At 67.7% G+C, this 15725-nt stretch carries 9 protein-coding genes; 1 reads left to right on the forward strand and 8 read right to left on the reverse strand.

Annotated elements, in window-relative coordinates; translation table 11 throughout:
• Positions 1-142: 142 nt before the first annotated feature.
• The 7 genes from ACZ7J0_RS04030 to ngcE all read right to left on the reverse strand — a co-directional run bounded on the left by ACZ7J0_RS04030 (position 143) and on the right by ngcE (position 8497).
• A complete protein-coding gene (locus tag ACZ7J0_RS04030; protein WP_470883720.1) occupies positions 143-1471 on the reverse strand; it encodes a sugar ABC transporter permease in 1329 nt (442 codons plus the stop codon).
• On the reverse strand, positions 1468-2262 hold the full coding sequence (locus ACZ7J0_RS04035) for an ATP-binding cassette domain-containing protein (protein WP_470883722.1): 795 nt from the start codon (positions 2260-2262) through the stop codon (positions 1468-1470). The genes ACZ7J0_RS04030 and ACZ7J0_RS04035 overlap by 4 nt, the downstream gene beginning before the upstream one ends.
• Before the next feature lie 200 nt (positions 2263-2462).
• Positions 2463-3560: a substrate-binding domain-containing protein gene (locus ACZ7J0_RS04040; RefSeq protein WP_470883724.1), complete on the reverse strand. Its 1098-nt coding sequence runs from the start codon at positions 3558-3560 to the stop codon at positions 2463-2465.
• A gap of 121 nt (positions 3561-3681) precedes the next feature.
• Entirely contained in the window at positions 3682-4893 is a 1212-nt protein-coding gene (locus ACZ7J0_RS04045) for an ROK family transcriptional regulator (RefSeq protein ID WP_468704326.1), read from the reverse strand.
• Between the two features lie 245 nt (positions 4894-5138).
• Positions 5139-6068, reverse strand: a complete 930-nt coding sequence (locus ACZ7J0_RS04050) for a carbohydrate ABC transporter permease (protein WP_470883726.1) — start codon at positions 6066-6068, stop codon at positions 5139-5141.
• Positions 6069-6073: 5 nt separating this feature from the next.
• Positions 6074-6997 carry a carbohydrate ABC transporter permease gene (locus ACZ7J0_RS04055; RefSeq protein WP_470883728.1) on the reverse strand — a complete coding sequence of 308 codons (924 nt, stop codon included), beginning with the start codon at positions 6995-6997 and terminating at the stop codon, positions 6074-6076.
• A gap of 48 nt (positions 6998-7045) precedes the next feature.
• The gene (gene ngcE / locus ACZ7J0_RS04060; RefSeq protein ID WP_470883730.1) at positions 7046-8497 is read right to left on the reverse strand and encodes an N-acetylglucosamine/diacetylchitobiose ABC transporter substrate-binding protein; all 1452 of its coding nucleotides are present in this window, start codon (positions 8495-8497) and stop codon (positions 7046-7048) included.
• 497 nt (positions 8498-8994) lie between these two features.
• On the opposite strand from ngcE, the gene ACZ7J0_RS04065 reads away from it, so the two are divergent.
• Positions 8995-12783: a GH92 family glycosyl hydrolase gene (locus ACZ7J0_RS04065; RefSeq protein WP_470883732.1), complete on the forward strand. Its 3789-nt coding sequence runs from the start codon at positions 8995-8997 to the stop codon at positions 12781-12783.
• Positions 12784-12866: 83 nt separating this feature from the next.
• Here ACZ7J0_RS04065 and acnA read toward each other — a convergent pair whose 3' ends face one another.
• Positions 12867-15578 carry an aconitate hydratase AcnA gene (acnA, locus tag ACZ7J0_RS04070; protein WP_470883734.1) on the reverse strand — a complete coding sequence of 904 codons (2712 nt, stop codon included), beginning with the start codon at positions 15576-15578 and terminating at the stop codon, positions 12867-12869.
• Between the last annotated feature and the right edge of the window lie 147 nt (positions 15579-15725).

A 15725-nucleotide genomic window follows, 5' to 3' on the forward strand; every position in this document is an offset into this window, starting at 1 on the left:
GCTGGTCGAGCTTGCCGATTTTGTCGAGTCTAATGTTCCGCTCCCGTCCGTGTTCATCGGGCGGCGGGTCGGAGTCATGCCAATGGCCGAGACGCGACAGTGCCCGGCGCCGGTTCTCGGCGCCGGGCACTGGGTGCGGGTACTACGCGCGACCTGCGGTCTTCTGCGTGCGGCGGGAGACCGAGTCGATCACGACGGCGGCCAGCAGGACCGCTCCAGTGATCATGTACTGGATCTCGCTCGCCATGCCGAGCATGTTGAGCCCCTGCTGGATCGCCTGGATGACGATCATGCCGAGGAGCGCCGACCACACCTTGCCGCGCCCGCCGAAGAGGCTGGTGCCGCCGATGACGGCCGCCGCGATGACGAGCATCAGCGTGTTGCCGCCGCCGAGGCTCTTGGTGGCGCCGCCGGAGAGGCTGGCCACGAAGAGACCGCCGAAGGCCGCGAGCATGCCGGACAGGCCGAAGACGGTCATGCGGACCCGGTCGACGTTGATACCGGCACGGCGGGCCGCCTCGGCGTTGCCGCCGACCGCGAAGACCTGGCGCCCGAAGGAGGTGCGGCGGGCGACGAAGTCCGCGACGACCAGGACGGCGAGGAAGAGCACCAGGGCGAGCGGCAGGCCGCGGGCGCCCTCGGGCTCGTTCAGGACGAACGCCACGACGAAGCACAGCACCGCGACGACCACCGTGCGCAGCACGATCTCGCTGGTCGGGCGGGCGGGCAGGGCGGCGGCCCTGCGGCGCTTGCTGTCCCACAGCAGTGAGGCGGCGTACGCGAGGACGGCCACGGCGGCGAGGCCGTACGCGGCGCCCTTGTCCTCGAAGTAGTAGCCGGTGAGGTTCTCGACGATGCTGCCGGTCGGCGCGTTGATCGAGCCTTCCTTGCCCATCATCCAGATCTGCAGGCCGCTCCAGCCGAGGAAGCCCGCGAGGGTGACCACGAAGGCCGGCACACCGATCTTGGCGAAGAAGAAACCGTGCAGCAGGCCGATGACCAGGCCGCAGATCACCGCGATCACGACGGAGAGCCCGTCGCTCCAGCCGTTGGTGACGCTGAGCACGGCCCACACGGCGGCGCCGACACCGGCGACCGAGCCGACGGACAGGTCGATCTCGCCCAGGATGAGGACGAAGACGATGCCGACGGCCATGATGCCGAGGCCGGAGGTGTAGACCGCGATGTTGGCGATGCTGCTCGCGGAGAGGAAGTTGCTGTTCTGCGTCTGGAAGACGATCGCGATGACGATCAGGCCGAGGACGACGGGCAGCGAGCCGAGCTCGCCGCCGCGCACCTTGCGGGTGAACTCGGTCCAGTAGCCCCTGAGGCCCTCCTCGCGGACCAGCAGGCGGGGGTCGACCGCCGGGATGGGCGCGGCCGACTCGTCGACGGTCGTCGGCACCGCGGACTCGGGGGCCGTGGGCTCGGACGGCGGCGTCTTCTTGGGGTTCTTGGCGAGGTCGCTCACTTCGCGTCCTCCTTCGTGGCCGTACGCGCCTGCCGACGGGTCACGGCGTTGTCCGTGGCGCCGGTGATCGCGGCGATGATCGTTTCGTGAGAGGTGTCCTGGACGTCGAAGACGCCGTTGTTGCGGCCGAGGCGCAGTACGGCGACCCGGTCCGCGACGGCGCGCACATCGGCCATGTTGTGGCTGATGAGGATGACGCCGTGGTCGCGCTCGCGCAGCCGCTCGACCAGGTCGAGGACCTGGGCGGTCTGCTCCACGCCGAGCGCGGCGGTGGGCTCGTCCAGGATGACGATCTGGGGGTCGCCGATGAGCGCGCGGGCGATGGCGACGACCTGCCGCTGACCACCGGAGAGCGAGGCGACCGGGATGCGGACGCTGGGAATGCGGATGGACAGGGTGTCCAGCAGTTCCTTGGCGCGCTTCTCCATCGCGATCTCGTCGAGGACGGAGGCGCTGCGCACCTCGTTGCCGAGGAACAGGTTGGCGACGACGTCGAGGTTGTCGCAGAGCGCCAGGTCCTGGTAGACCGTCGCGACGCCGAGACTCTGCGCGTCGTGCGGACGGTTGATCTGGACGGGCTTGCCGTCCCATTCGATGGTGCCCTCGTCGATCGGGTGGACACCCGAAATCGTCTTGACGAGGGTCGACTTGCCGGCGCCGTTGTCGCCGACCAGGGCGACCACCTCGCCGGCGTGGATCTCCAGCTCTACGTCCGTGAGCGCCTGGACGGCGCCGAACCGCTTGGAGACTCCGCGCAACGCCAGCACGGGCGTAGCGGACACGTGAATCATCTCCTTGCCGCCTGACCGGCGGGGATGGTGGTGCGTTGGAGCACAGGGGTCGAGGGGAGTCCGGCGCCCCGCCCCCGCTGCGGGGCGTTGGTCGGGGCGGGGTGCCGGACCGGTTCGAGAAGGCGTCGGGGCGGGTATGCGGTCCCGCCCCGGGGCCTTGCCGACGGGGGTGTTGCTCGGTGTCGGCGGCGGAGGACCGGCTACTTGATGCCGGCCGCGTCGCAGGCGGCCTTGTACTCGGCCGTGCAGATGTCCGCGGCCTTGTAGACGCCGTCCTTGATGATCGTGCCGGCGATGTTGTCCTTGGTGACGATCTGCGCGTCGTACAGCTTGGCGGGCGTGCCCTTGAACTCACCGGTGAGGCTGTCGACCTTGACCGGGGTCAGGTCGTCGATCTTCTCGCCCTTGAGCAGCTTCACGGCGATCTCGGCGGTGGTCTCGGCCTCCGGCTTGATCTGCTTGTAGATCGTGAAGGCCTGGTCGCCCTTCAGGATCCGCTGCAGACCCGCCAGTTCGGCGTCCTGGCCGCCGACCGGGACCTTGATGCCCTGCTTGTTGAGGGCGGTGATGATGCCACCGGCCATGCCGTCGTTGGCGGAGTAGACGCCCTGGAAGCCGTCCTTGCCCAGGGAGTCGATCGCGGCGCCCATCTTCTTGTTGGCCTCGTCCGGGGACCAGTCCGGGATGTCCTGCTCGTAGACGACCTTCTTGACCTGCTTGTCGAGGACGCTGTGGGCGCCCTTCTTGAACAGCGGGGCGTTCGGGTCGGTCGGCGAGCCGTTGATCATGACGACGTTCGCGTCCTTGGCCGTGCCGCCGAGGGCCTTGACCAGTCCCTCGCCCTGCAGACGGCCGATCTTCTCGTTGTCGTAGCTGACGTAGGCGGAGATGGGTCCCTCGGCCAGCCGGTCGTACGCGACGACCTTGACGCCCTTCTTCTCCGCCTGCTGGACCCAGGACTTCGTGGCCTTGTAGTCGACCGAGTCGAGAATGATGACCTTGACGCCCTGGGTGACGAGCGCGTCGAACTGCTTCTTCTGCGTCTCGGTGTCCTGCGCGGCGTTGTTGTACTTGACCTCGCAGTCGGAACACAGAGCCTTGATCTTCGCCTCCATGATGGGGCGGTCGAAGGTCTCGTAACGCGTGGTCTTGTTCTCCGGCAGCAGCAGACCGATGGTCTTGTTGTCGCCGCCGCTGCCGCCCGAGTCGCTGTCGCCCGCCTTGCCGCACGCGGCGATGGAGAGGGCCATGGAAACCGCGGCCGTGCCTACGACGACGCGGCGCGTCATTGAGTTCATGTGGGTTGCCTCCCTGACGAGGCCGCGACGTTGCGGCCGAGGTGGCTGAAAGTCAACTCGGCCACCACCCCAGCGTCAAGGAGTAAATCTTTAACGAGATGACAACGGTGCCATTCGTTATCTAAGTGAAGACAGGCGTAGAGGCTGGCGCGGAGGCCGGAAGCGCACTTTCCAGTAGGGATGAATCTCCCATTTCACTCAGTACTAGGGCAAGTGCCCCCAGTACTTCGGCGCGGCCTCCGAGGGCGCCGGGGGCCACCGACAGCTGCCGGGCGGCGCTGGGGATGGCATAGCGCGAGACGGAGTCGCGGATGGGCCCGAGGACCAGCTCACCGGCCTCGGCGAGGTCTCCCCCGAGGACCACCCGGCTGGGGTTGAGGAGGTTGCAGAGGTTCGCGACTCCGCTGCCGATGTGCCGCCCGACGTCGGCCACGACCCGGCGGCAGCCCGGGTCCCCCTCGCGCGCCAGCTGAACGACCCGCTCCATGGTCAGGTCGGGCCCGTGACTGGGCTGGAGCAGCGGCAGCACGTACCGGGCGGCCGTGAACGTCTCCAGGCAGCCCCGGTTGCCGCAACGGCAGACCGGCCCCGACTCGTCCAGCGTGATGTGCCCGATCTCGCCGGCGGTGCCGCCGGGGCCCCGGTAGATCTGCCCGTCGATCACCAGTCCCGCGCCCACACCACTGGCGACCTTGATGTACGCGAGGTCCTTGACGCCCCGGCCGCTGCCCCAGACCATCTCGCCGAGCGCGCCGAGGTTGGCGTCGTTGTCCACGTAGACGGGCACGCCGAGGCGGCCGGAGAGCTCCTCGGACGGGTTGATGCCGGTCCAGCCCGGAAGGATGGAGGTGGAGCCGAGGGTTCCGGACGAGACGTCGATGGGGCCCGGGACGCCGAGGCCGACGCCGATGACCTTCTCCTGGCCGATGCCCGTGGCCGCGATCAGCCGCTTGACCAGCTGTTCCGCCCGGTCGAAGCCTTCCGCGGAGGAGGCGTCGACATCAAGGGGCTCGGACTCCTCCGCGAGGACCTGGTGGGCCAGGTTGCCGACCGCCACGCGCAGGTGGGTGTGTCCGAAGTCGACCCCGATGACGATGCCCGCGTCGCCGCTGAGCGAGACGCTGCGGGCCCGCCGCCCGCCCGCCGAGGTGGGCGTGACCTCGACCGTGCCGCCGTCCTTCAGCTCCCGGACGATGTTGGACACGGTGGCCGCCGAGAGGCCCGTGGCTCTCGCGATCTCCGCCTGGGTGAGTGAACCGGCCATCCGCACCGCTCGTACGACCCGCTCGAGATTGGCCCGATGCAGAGATGTCTGCGAACCCGGAGTCTCCATCGACTCACTCACTCCTGCCGTTTTCTCCAACATGTGAACTCTAAGGGGAGCCTTTTGGGTTGGTCTCCGTCAAGACCTTGAGCGGGGCGAGACTCGGATGAGCAGTTCCGCCACAGAAACGCCCCATTTGCACCCTGCTGCTCCTTCCACCGTGGCGGACCCGGGGCGGCGGCGCACGACGAAGGCCCCGGCGGGGACGCCCGCCGGGGCCCTGCTCCGCGTACCGCGCGTACGGCCGTGGTCCCCTACTTCAGGGCGCCGGCGGTGAGGCCGGCCACCACCTGCCGCTGGAAGACGATGTACGCCGCGAGAACCGGCAGCATCGCGATCACCAGACCGGCGAAGAGACCGGAGTAGTCCCCCTTGTACCCCTGGCTGGTGGAGAGCTCGACCAGGCCCTGCGCGAGGACGCGCTTGTCCGGGTCGGTGTTCAGCACCGTGGGCAGCATGTACTGGTTCCACTGGCCGAGGAAGTTGAAGATCCCGACGCTGATCAGACCCGGCCGGGCCAGCGGCAGCATCACCTGGAAGAAGGTCCGGGTGTGGGAAGCCCCGTCGATCATGGCCGCCTCGGCGATGGACGTCGGCAGCGTCCGGAAGAACGAGGTCAGGAAGAAGACGGTGAACGGCAGTGAGTACGCGATGTAGACCAGGATCAGGCCGTGCATCGTGTTCAGCAGTCCGGTGTTGTCCATGACGAAGAAGAGCGGCACCAGCGCCAGCATCACCGGGAAGCTCAGGCCGCCGACGAAGAGGTAGTAGATGAACCGGTTCCCGGGGAACTCGAAGCGCGCCAGGACGTAGGCGGCCATGGAACCGAAGAGGAGCGTGCCGACGAGGGAGCCGGCCACCACGATGAGCGTGTTCACGAAGTAGTCGCTCATGTGCGCTTCGGTCCAGGCCCGCGACCAGTTCTCGAAGAGCAGCGAGTCGGGCAGGCCCCAGGGCTCCTCGAAGATGGCCGTGTCCGTCTTGAACGACGTCATGACCGCCCACAGCAGGGGCAGCACGACCATGATCGCCCAGAGGATCAGCATGCCGTGCGAGAAGAGATTGAGGACAGTGCCGTCGCTGCCCCGCTTCGCCGGCCCGGGGGCCTGCTTGCCGAGGGGAGCACGCTGCTCGGGTACGGCGGTGCCGCCGAGCCCGGCGGGAGGGGTGTCAGTGGTCTTCATCGGAATCAGAACTCCAGCCGCTCACGCCGGCCCACTCGCAGCACGATGGCCGCGAAGGCCAGTGTCACGAGGAGCAGGGCGACGCCGATCGTGGTCGCGTAGGCCGCCTGGCCGTCCCGGAATGCCGCCTGGTAGACGTAGAGCGGCAGGACCGTCGTCGCGTAGTCGGGGCCGCCGGGGCCGACCGACATGATGTGGACGACGGCGAAGGCCTCGGCGCCCAGCGCCAGGATGCCCATGTAGACCCAGCCCGACTGCACGGTGTCCCGGAGCAGCGGCAGGGTGATCCTGAAGAAGGTGGTGACACGGCTCGCGCCGTCGAGCAGCGCCGCTTCGTAGAAGTCCTTGGGGATGGACGCCATACCGGCGGAGAAGAGCACCACGAAGAAGCCGACCGTGCACCAGACGAGCACCGCCATGATGCACCACAGGGCCAGTTCGGGGTCGCCGAGCCAGTTCGGCTGGAAACCCTCCAGGCCGACGGCCTTGAAGAATCCGTTGATCATGCCCTGGGCGGGGTCGTACGCGAACTGGAAGAGGATCGCCACGATCGCGATCGACAGGACCTGCGGGAAGAAATACGCGATCTTGTAGAAGCCCGAGCCCCGCACGCCGCCGACGGCGGCGCCCTTTCGGCGCCGCCCACCGACATTGATCATGAAGGCGAAGAAGAGCGCGAGACCGAGCGTCACCAGCGGAAGCACCAGTGCGAGCAGAACACTGTGCTGGAGGGATTTCCAGAAGATGTCGTCGTGGAACATCTTCGTGTAATTGTCGAAGCCGACCATGGTGAAGTCGGGGCTCAGACCGGTCCAGTCGGTGAACGAGTAATAAATGGACTGGATGAACGGCCAGATGACGAACATGGCGTACAACGCCAGGGGAATCGCCAAGAACCCGACGATGAACCGGTATTTACCGTGTTGCATTGCTACCGACTCCGACCTTCCTGTGCTGCCGCCGCTGGTGACGCGTTGTCACTTCTGGTGCTTGAAGTGCTTGATGGACGAGTCCTTTGCCGCGGCGTCCGCGAAGCCCTGGATCTTCTTGATGGTCTCCGCGGGGGTCGCCCGTCCCGCCATCATCTCGCCCAGACCGGCGACACCGATCTGCTCCTTCTGGAGCTTGACGTACCAGTCCTGCAGGCGCGGGTTCACCACGTTGGTGCCGGCCTTCTCCAGCGCGGCGACACCGGACTTGAGGCCGTCGGACAGCTCGATGCCGTTCGTGCCGCCGTTGAACGCCGACAGCGATTTGGTGTTGGTGGTGAAGCTCTTCGAGGAGGCCTCGCTGAGCATGATGCGCAGCTGCTCCATGCCGCCCTCGGGGTTCTTCGCCTTCGCCGGGACGATGAAGGGCTCACCGCCGGACGCCCAGATCGTGCCGAAGGGCATCTTGTCCGAGGCGTCGAGGCTGGAGGGCGCGCCCACGGCGAGCTTGAAGTCCTTCGGGATGAACTTCGCCTCCTCGTTCTCCACCCAGGAGCCGTTGGGGATGAACAGCGCCTTCCCGCGGGCCCAGGCGCCCTGCGACCCGCGGTGGTCGAGGCCGGGCGTGCCCTGGAGGATGTACCCCTTGGCGAAGAGCTCGTAGTACGCCTCGAAAGCGGCCTTGACGGCAGGGTGTTCCCAGGCCTTCGGCTCCAGGTTGTCGATCGCGTCGAGAACCTCCACACCGCCGATCTTGGCGATGAAGGGGTAGAGCGAGAACGGCAGGTAGTACGGGTGCTTGCCCGGATACGTCCAGCCGGCGATGCCCTGCTTCTTCGCCTTCGCGCACAGGGCGAGCATCTCGTCCCACGTCTCCGGGTACTTCGCGTCCAGCTTGTCGAGCGCGGTCTGCGAGTACCAGACGCCGTAGACGGTGTACGCGTAGTACATGATCCAGACGGGCGCGCCGTCGAACTGGCCCATCTCGACGATCCCGGGCCGCAGGGTGTCGCGGACCTTCTTGTTCGGGTCGTCGATGGAGGGGGCGTCGAGCAGCGGGGTGAGGTCGGTCAGCTGCTTCTTGCCGACCAGGACACCCATGTCCATCTGCTGGGCGCCGGAGTTGTCGATCAGGTCCGGCGGGGTCCCGCCGTTGAAGCGCGGCTGGAGCACCGACTGGATCTTCTGGGTCTTGGAGAACTTGACCTTGGCCTTGGGGTAGTTCTTCTCGTAGACCTTGTTGGCGTCCTCGGCGTACTGCGTGCCGAAACCACCGTCGAAAATGACAACGTCGAGCGGCGCGGACTCATTGACGGCGAGGGGGTTCTTCGCCGACTTCTCGCCCTTCGCGGCCTTGCCCTTGTCGGCGCCGCTGTCGCCGCTCGCGCAGGCGGACAGGAAGCTCATCGTCGGAACCGTGATCAGGCCGAGCGCGGCCGAACGCTTGATCAGATCACGACGGCCAAGGCCCTCATTGTTACGGGCGGAGGTGGATCCCATGCTCAAGTCCTCGCCTTCTCCAGGACTCAGGCGGTGTACCGGTCGCCCGTCCTTCTCGCCTGAGGCGAAGGGCCCCGCCACCGCGTTCCATTGCAGCTTGGGTCATGCACGTGTGCAGCTTGGTCATGTCAGGTGCAGCGTGGGTCGCGCAAGGGTCGCCCGGTCGTAAGGGTTGGCCCCGCACGTCCCCGTTTCCCCCTGTCCGGGCCATCATCATGAAGGACTGGCCGGACGCCGACAGGTATAGTCCACTTCCCGCCAACTGAGCAAGATCGAAAGCAGGTTTGGGCGGCAGTCTTTCCCGAGTTGAGACCTCCGGGATATCCGTGACGGTTATGCACGCATTCGCCCCCGGTGAGGCTCTACAGAATGACTGAATCCACCCTTTTGGCGGCGCCAACACCCTTGACACCACTAGGCACTTACCTCCCTACTGGAGCCTGCGCCATGCAATTGACAACGTTGTCCAGCCGTTTGGGCAGGAGATACCACTCGTCATGCACAGACACCTCCCCGCGGCCGCCCTGCTGGTGGCCACCGCCCTGATCGTGGGCGGCGCACCCTCGACCGCCGTGGCCCTGCCGGGCCAACCCGACGCGCCGGAGGGGGAATTCAGCTCCTCGTTCGAAGCGGGAGAACCCCAGCCGACCTGGCGCAATACCGTGGAAACCGGGGCGGACGGAACGAAGCGCTCCTCCGGTGTCGACGGCGGCTTCGCGACCGGCATACCGGGCAATGTCACCGACAAGGTGGTGGACGTCCGGGCCAACGGGGAGAACGCCGGCTCGGGCGAGACCAAGGAGAATCTCGTCGACCTCCAGCCGGGCACCAAATGGCTGGTGTTCGAGCCGACGGGATGGGTCGAATTCGACCTGGACGAACCCACCAAGGTGGTGACGTACGCCCTGACTTCGGCGAACGACGCCGCCGAGCGCGACCCGAAGGACTGGACGCTCAAGGGCTCCACCGACGGCAAGGACTGGAAGGTCCTGGACAGCCGGCAGGGCCAGACCTTCGAGAAGCGCTTCGAGACCAAGAGCTTCCCCACCGACGGCGCGGCGCCGTACGCCCACTACCGCCTGGAGATCACCAGGAACAACGGCGCTCCGGGCATCACCCAGCTCGCCGACGTCCAGTTCTCGAACGGCGACACCTCCTCCCCCGTCCCCGAGGACATGCGCACCCTGACCGACCGGGGACCCGGCGGCTCCCCCACCGCGAAGGCGAACGCCGGCTTCACCGGTAAGCGGGCACTGCGCTACGCCGGTACGCACGAGCCCGAGGGCCGGGCCTACTCGTACAACAAGGTCTTCGACGTGAACACGGCCGTCGGCCGGAACACCGAGCTGTCCTACCGGATCTTCCCCTCCCTGCCGGAGACGGACCTCAACTACCCCGCGACCAACGTGGCGGTGGACCTGGCCTTCACCGACGGCACCTATCTGAGCGAGCTGCGGGCCGTCGACCGTCACGGTGGAGCGCTCACCCCGCAGGGCCAGGGCGCGGCCAAACGCCTCTACGTCAACCAGTGGAACCAGGTCGACTCGGGCATCGGTACGGTGGCGGCCGGCAAGACCGTCGACCGGATCCTGGTCGCGTACGACTCCCCCAAGGGCCCGGCGAAGTTCCAGGGCTGGATCGACGACATCACCCTCAGGCCGAAGGCCCCCGAGAAGCGCCTCGCGCACCTCTCGGACTACGCGTCGACGACCCGGGGCACCCACTCCAGCGGCTCCTTCTCCCGGGGCAACACCTTCCCCGCCACGGCCGTGCCGCACGGCTTCAACTTCTGGACGCCGGTGACCAACGCGGCCTCCAAGACCTGGCTGTACGAGTACGCGCGCGGGAACAACGCGGACAACCTGCCCACCGTGCAGGCGTTCGCCGCCAGCCACGAGCCGAGTCCGTGGATGGGGGACCGGCAGACCTTCCAGCTGATGCCGTCGGCGGCCGCCGGCCCGCCGGACACCTCACGCACCGCGCGCGCCCTTCCCTTCCGTCATGAGAAGGAGAGCGCCACGCCGCACTTCTACGGTGTGACGTTCGAGAACGGCCTCAAGGCCGAGATGACCCCGTCCGACCACGCGGCGATGATGCGGTTCACCTATCCCGGGGAGGACGCGTCCGTCCTCTTCGACAACGTCACCGACGAGGGCGGCCTCACGCTCGACCCGGCGACGAGTTCCTTCAGCGGCTTCTCCGACGTGAAGAGCGGTCTGTCCACCGGCGCCACCCGCATGTTCGTGTACGGCGTCTTCGACGCTCCGGTCACCGCGTCCGGCGCGCAGGGCGTCAAGGGACATCTGCGGTTCGACGCGGGCGCGGACCGTACGGTGACCTTGCGCATCGCCACGTCGCTCATCGGCCTGGACCAGGCGAAGGCCAACCTGTCCGCCGAGATCCCCTCCGGGTCGCGCTTCGAGCGGGTCCGCGACACGGCGCGGGACGCCTGGGACGACGTCCTCGGCCGGGTCGAGGTGGAGGGCGCCACCCGCGACCAGCTGGTGACGCTCTACTCCAGCCTCTACCGGCTCTACCTCTACCCCAACTCCGGTTTCGAGAAGGTCGGCGGGAAGCACCAGTACGCCAGCCCCTTCTCCCCGATGACCGGTCCCGACACCCCGACCCGCACCGGCGCGAAGATCGTCGACGGGGAGGTCTACGTCAACAACGGCTTCTGGGACACCTACCGCACCACCTGGCCCGCCTACTCCTTCCTCACCCCGAAGAAGGCCGGCGAGCTGGTGGACGGCTTCGTCCAGCAGTACAAGGACGGCGGCTGGATCTCCCGCTGGTCCTCACCCGGCTACGCCGACCTGATGACCGGCACCTCCTCGGACGTCGCCTTCGCCGACGCGTACGTCAAGGGCGTCGACTTCGACGCGGAGGCCGCGTACGAGGCGGCGCTGAAGAACGCGACGGTCACGCCGCCGAGCCGGGGCGTGGGACGCAAGGGAATGGAGACCTCCCCCTTCCTCGGCTATGCCTCCACCGAGACCCATGAGGGCCTGTCGTGGTCCCTGGAGGGCTATCTCAACGACTACGGCGTGGGGAAGATGGCCGAGGCCCTCCACAGGAAGACCGGGAAGAAGCGGTACCGGGACGAGTCGGCGTACTTCCTCAACCGCGCCCGCAACTACGTCTCGCTGTTCGACTCCAAGGCCGGCTTCTTCCAGGGCCGCGACCTCAAGGGCGACTGGCGGGTCCCCTCGGCGCAGTACGACCCCCGGGTCTGGGGCTACGACTACACGGAGACCAACGGCTGGGGCTATGCCTTCACCGCGCCCCAGGACTCGCGCGGCCTCGCCAACCTCTACGGCGGCCGCTCGGCTCTCGGCGAGAAGCTGGACGCCTACTTCTCCACACCGGAAACGGCGAGCCCCGAGTTCGTGGGGTCGTACGGCAGTGTCATCCATGAAATGACAGAGGCACGCGATGTGCGGATGGGCATGTACGGGCACTCCAACCAGGTCGCCCACCATGTCACCTACATGTACAACGCCGCGTCACAGCCCTGGAAGACACAGGAGAAGGTCCGTGAGGTGCTCTCACGGCTCTACACCGGCAGTGAGATCGGCCAGGGCTACCACGGCGACGAGGACAACGGCGAGCAGTCGGCCTGGTACCTCTTCTCGGCGCTCGGCTTCTACCCGCTGGTGATGGGCAGTGGCGAGTACGCGGTCGGCTCTCCGCTGTTCACCAAGGCGACCGTGCGGATGGACAACGGCGAGAAGCTCGTCGTGAAGGCCCCGGACAACAGCGCCCGCAACCTCTACGTCCAGGGGCTGAGGGTCAACGGCAAGGAGTGGAACTCCACCGCCCTGCCGCACGATCTACTCGCGCGCGGAGGCACCTTGCAGTTCGACATGGGCCCCAGGCCGTCCGCTTGGGGCACGGGCAAGAAGGCCGCGCCGGTCTCCCTCACCCAGGACGACAAGGTGCCCTCCCCCCGCCGTGACGTGATCACCGGTGCCGGTCCGCTCTTCGACAACACCTCGGCCACGGCGGTCGAGACGGCGACGGCGGAGCTTCCGGTGGCCACCGCGGTACGGGCCGTCCAGTACACCCTGACCTCGTCCGACCGGACCAAGGCGCCGGCGGGCTGGGTGCTCCAGGGCTCGCGGGACGGGACCACCTGGAAGGACCTGGACGAGCGGTCGGGCGAGACGTTCGCCTGGGACCGGCAGACCCGGGTCTTCTCGATCGGCGCCCCCGGCACGTACGCGAAGTACCGCCTCGTCCCGGCGGGCCCGGCGACGCTCGCGGAGGTCGAGCTGATCTCCTGACCGGCGCCCACGACGCGGACCGGCCGCCACCCCGTGCGGGGTGACGGCCGGTCCGTGTGAGGCGTGACCTGCGGCCGTGTGGGTCAGCCGCGGATCAGGTTGCGCAGCACGTACTGCATGATGCCGCCGTTGCGGTAGTAGTCCGCCTCACCGGGGGTGTCGATGCGGACGACCGCGTCGAACTCCACACCGGTGTCGGTGGTGACCTTGACCGTGCGCGGGGTGGTGCCGTTGTTCAGCTCGGTCACGCCGGTGAAGGAGAAGGTCTCCTCGCCGGTCAGGCCGAGGGCGGCCGCCGAGGCGCCCTCCGGGAACTGGAGCGGCAGCACGCCCATGCCGATGAGGTTCGAGCGGTGGATGCGCTCGTACGACTCGGCGATGACGGCCTTGACGCCGAGGAGCGCGGTGCCCTTGGCGGCCCAGTCGCGGGACGAGCCGGAGCCGTACTCCTTGCCGGCCAGGACGACCAGCGGGATGCCCTGGTCGATGTAGTTGCGCGAGGCGTCGTAGATGAACGACACCGGCGCGTCGGACTGGGTGAAGTCGCGGGTGTAGCCGCCCTCGGTGCCCGGCGCGATCTGGTTGCGCAGGCGGATGTTGGCGAACGTGCCGCGGATCATGACCTCGTGGTTACCACGGCGCGAGCCGTAGGAGTTGAAGTCACGACGCTCCACGCCGTGCTCGGTGAGGTACTGGCCGGCCGGGGTGTCGGCCTTGATGGCACCGGCCGGGGAGATGTGGTCGGTGGTGACCGAGTCGCCGAGCTTCGCCAGCACGCGCGCGCCGGTGATGTCCTCGACCGGGGTGGTCTCCATCGTCATGCCCTCGAAGTACGGGGGCTTGCGGACGTAGGTGGACTCGGTGTCCCACTCGAAGGTGTTGCCGGTCGGGATCGGCAGCGCCTGCCACTGGGCGTCGCCCGCGAACACGTCCTGGTAGGACTTGTTGAACATGTCCTCGCCGATGGCGTTGGCCACGACGTCGTTGACCTCGGCCTCGGAGGGCCAGATGTCGGCCAGGTAGACCGGCTTGCCCTCGGTGTCGACACCGAGCGCGTCCTTGGTGATGTCCACCTTCATGGAACCCGCGAGGGCGTACGCGACGACCAGCGGCGGGGAGGCCAGGTAGTTCATCTTGACGTCGGGGTTGATACGGCCCTCGAAGTTCCGGTTGCCGGAGAGGACCGAGGTGACCGCGAGGTCGTGCTCGTTGACGGCCTTGGAGACCTCCTCCGGCAGCGGGCCGGAGTTGCCGATGCAGGTGGTGCAGCCGTAGCCGACGAGGTTGAAGCCGACCTTGTCGAGGTAGGGGGTCAGGCCCGCCTTGTCGAAGTAGTCGGTGACGACCTTGGAGCCCGGAGCGAGGGTGGTCTTGACCCACGGCTTGCGGGTCAGGCCCTTCTCGACCGCCTTCTTGGCCACCAGCGCGGCGGCGACCATGACGTACGGGTTCGAGGTGTTGGTGCAGGAGGTGATCGCGGCGACGGTGACGGCGCCGTGGTCGATCTCGTAGGTGGAGCCGTCGGGGGCGGTGACCAGGGTCGGCTTCGACGGCGTGCCGGAGATCGCCGGGGCGTCGGAGGCCGGGAAGGACTCCTTGCCCGCCTCGTCGACGTCGTCGACGTAGTTGCGGACGTCCTGGGCGAACTGCTCGGCGGCGTTCGCCAGGATGATGCGGTCCTGCGGACGCTTCGGACCGGCGATCGACGGAACGACCGTGGAGAGGTCGAGCTCGAGCTTCTCGGAGAAGTCGGGCTCGGCCGACGGGTCGAGCCAGAGGCCCTGCTCCTTGGCGTACGCCTCGACGAGCGCGACCTGCTGCTCGGAGCGGCCGGTCAGCTTCAGGTAGTTCAGGGTCTCGCCGTCGATCGGGAAGATCGCGGCGGTGGAGCCGAACTCCGGCGACATGTTGCCGATGGTGGCGCGGTTGGCGAGGGAGGTGGCGGCGACGCCCTCACCGTAGAACTCGACGAACTTGCCGACGACGCCGTGCTTGCGCAGCATCTCGGTGATCGTGAGGACCAGGTCGGTGGCGGTGGTGCCGGCCGGCAGCTCGCCGGTCAGCTTGAAGCCGACGACGCGCGGGATGAGCATGGAGACCGGCTGGCCCAGCATCGCGGCCTCGGCCTCGATGCCGCCGACGCCCCAGCCGAGCACACCGAGGCCGTTGACCATGGTGGTGTGGGAGTCGGTGCCGACGAGGGTGTCCGGGTACGCCTGGCCGCCACGGACCATGACCGTACGGGCCAGGTGCTCGATGTTGACCTGGTGGACGATGCCGGTGCCGGGCGGGACGACCTTGAACTCGTCGAAGGCGGTCTGGCCCCAGCGCAGGAACTGGTAGCGCTCCTTGTTGCGGCCGTACTCCAGCTCGACGTTCTGACCGAAGGCGTCCTTCGTTCCGAACTTGTCGGCGATGACGGAGTGGTCGATGACCAGCTCGGCGGGGGCGAGCGGGTTGATCTTCGCCGGGTCGCCGCCGAGCTCCTTGACGGCCTCGCGCATGGTGGCGAGGTCGACGACACAGGGCACACCGGTGAAGTCCTGCATGATCACGCGGGCCGGCGTGAACTGGATCTCCTGGCTGGGCTGTGCCTGGGAGTCCCAGTTGCCGAGGGCCCGGATGTGGTCGGCGGTGATGTTCGCGCCGTCCTCGGTGCGGAGCAGGTTCTCCAGCAGCACCTTCAGGCTGTAAGGGAGGCGCGCGGAGCCCTCGACCTTGTCCAGCTTGAAGATCTCGTACGACTCGTCGCCCACGCGCAGCGTGCTGCGGGCGTCGAAGCTGTTCGCCGACACGACAGTCTCCTTCTTCAATGTGCGCGTATCTACCGCGCCGCGTCAGATATGCGGCTGACGCCGCGTGGTCCTGCCGCCACGGGCTCCTCGCCGGTCCGCTAAGGTAAGACTTAGTAAGGCAATCCTTACCGGGGCGGCTGTGGTGCG

It is taken from the genome of Streptomyces sp. NPDC038280 (assembly GCF_055600045.1).

Coding starts and splice junctions, on each gene's coding strand:
- ACZ7J0_RS04065 (WP_470883732.1), top strand. CDS start 8,995: ATGCACAGACACCTCCCCGCGGCCGCCCTGCTGGTGGCCACCGCCCTG.
- ACZ7J0_RS04040 (WP_470883724.1), bottom strand. CDS start 3,560: ATGAACTCAATGACGCGCCGCGTCGTCGTAGGCACGGCCGCGGTTTCC.
- ACZ7J0_RS04035 (WP_470883722.1), bottom strand. CDS start 2,262: ATGATTCACGTGTCCGCTACGCCCGTGCTGGCGTTGCGCGGAGTCTCC.
- ACZ7J0_RS04050 (WP_470883726.1), bottom strand. CDS start 6,068: ATGAAGACCACTGACACCCCTCCCGCCGGGCTCGGCGGCACCGCCGTA.
- ACZ7J0_RS04055 (WP_470883728.1), bottom strand. CDS start 6,997: ATGCAACACGGTAAATACCGGTTCATCGTCGGGTTCTTGGCGATTCCC.
- ACZ7J0_RS04045 (WP_468704326.1), bottom strand. CDS start 4,893: ATGGAGACTCCGGGTTCGCAGACATCTCTGCATCGGGCCAATCTCGAG.
- ngcE (WP_470883730.1), bottom strand. CDS start 8,497: ATGGGATCCACCTCCGCCCGTAACAATGAGGGCCTTGGCCGTCGTGAT.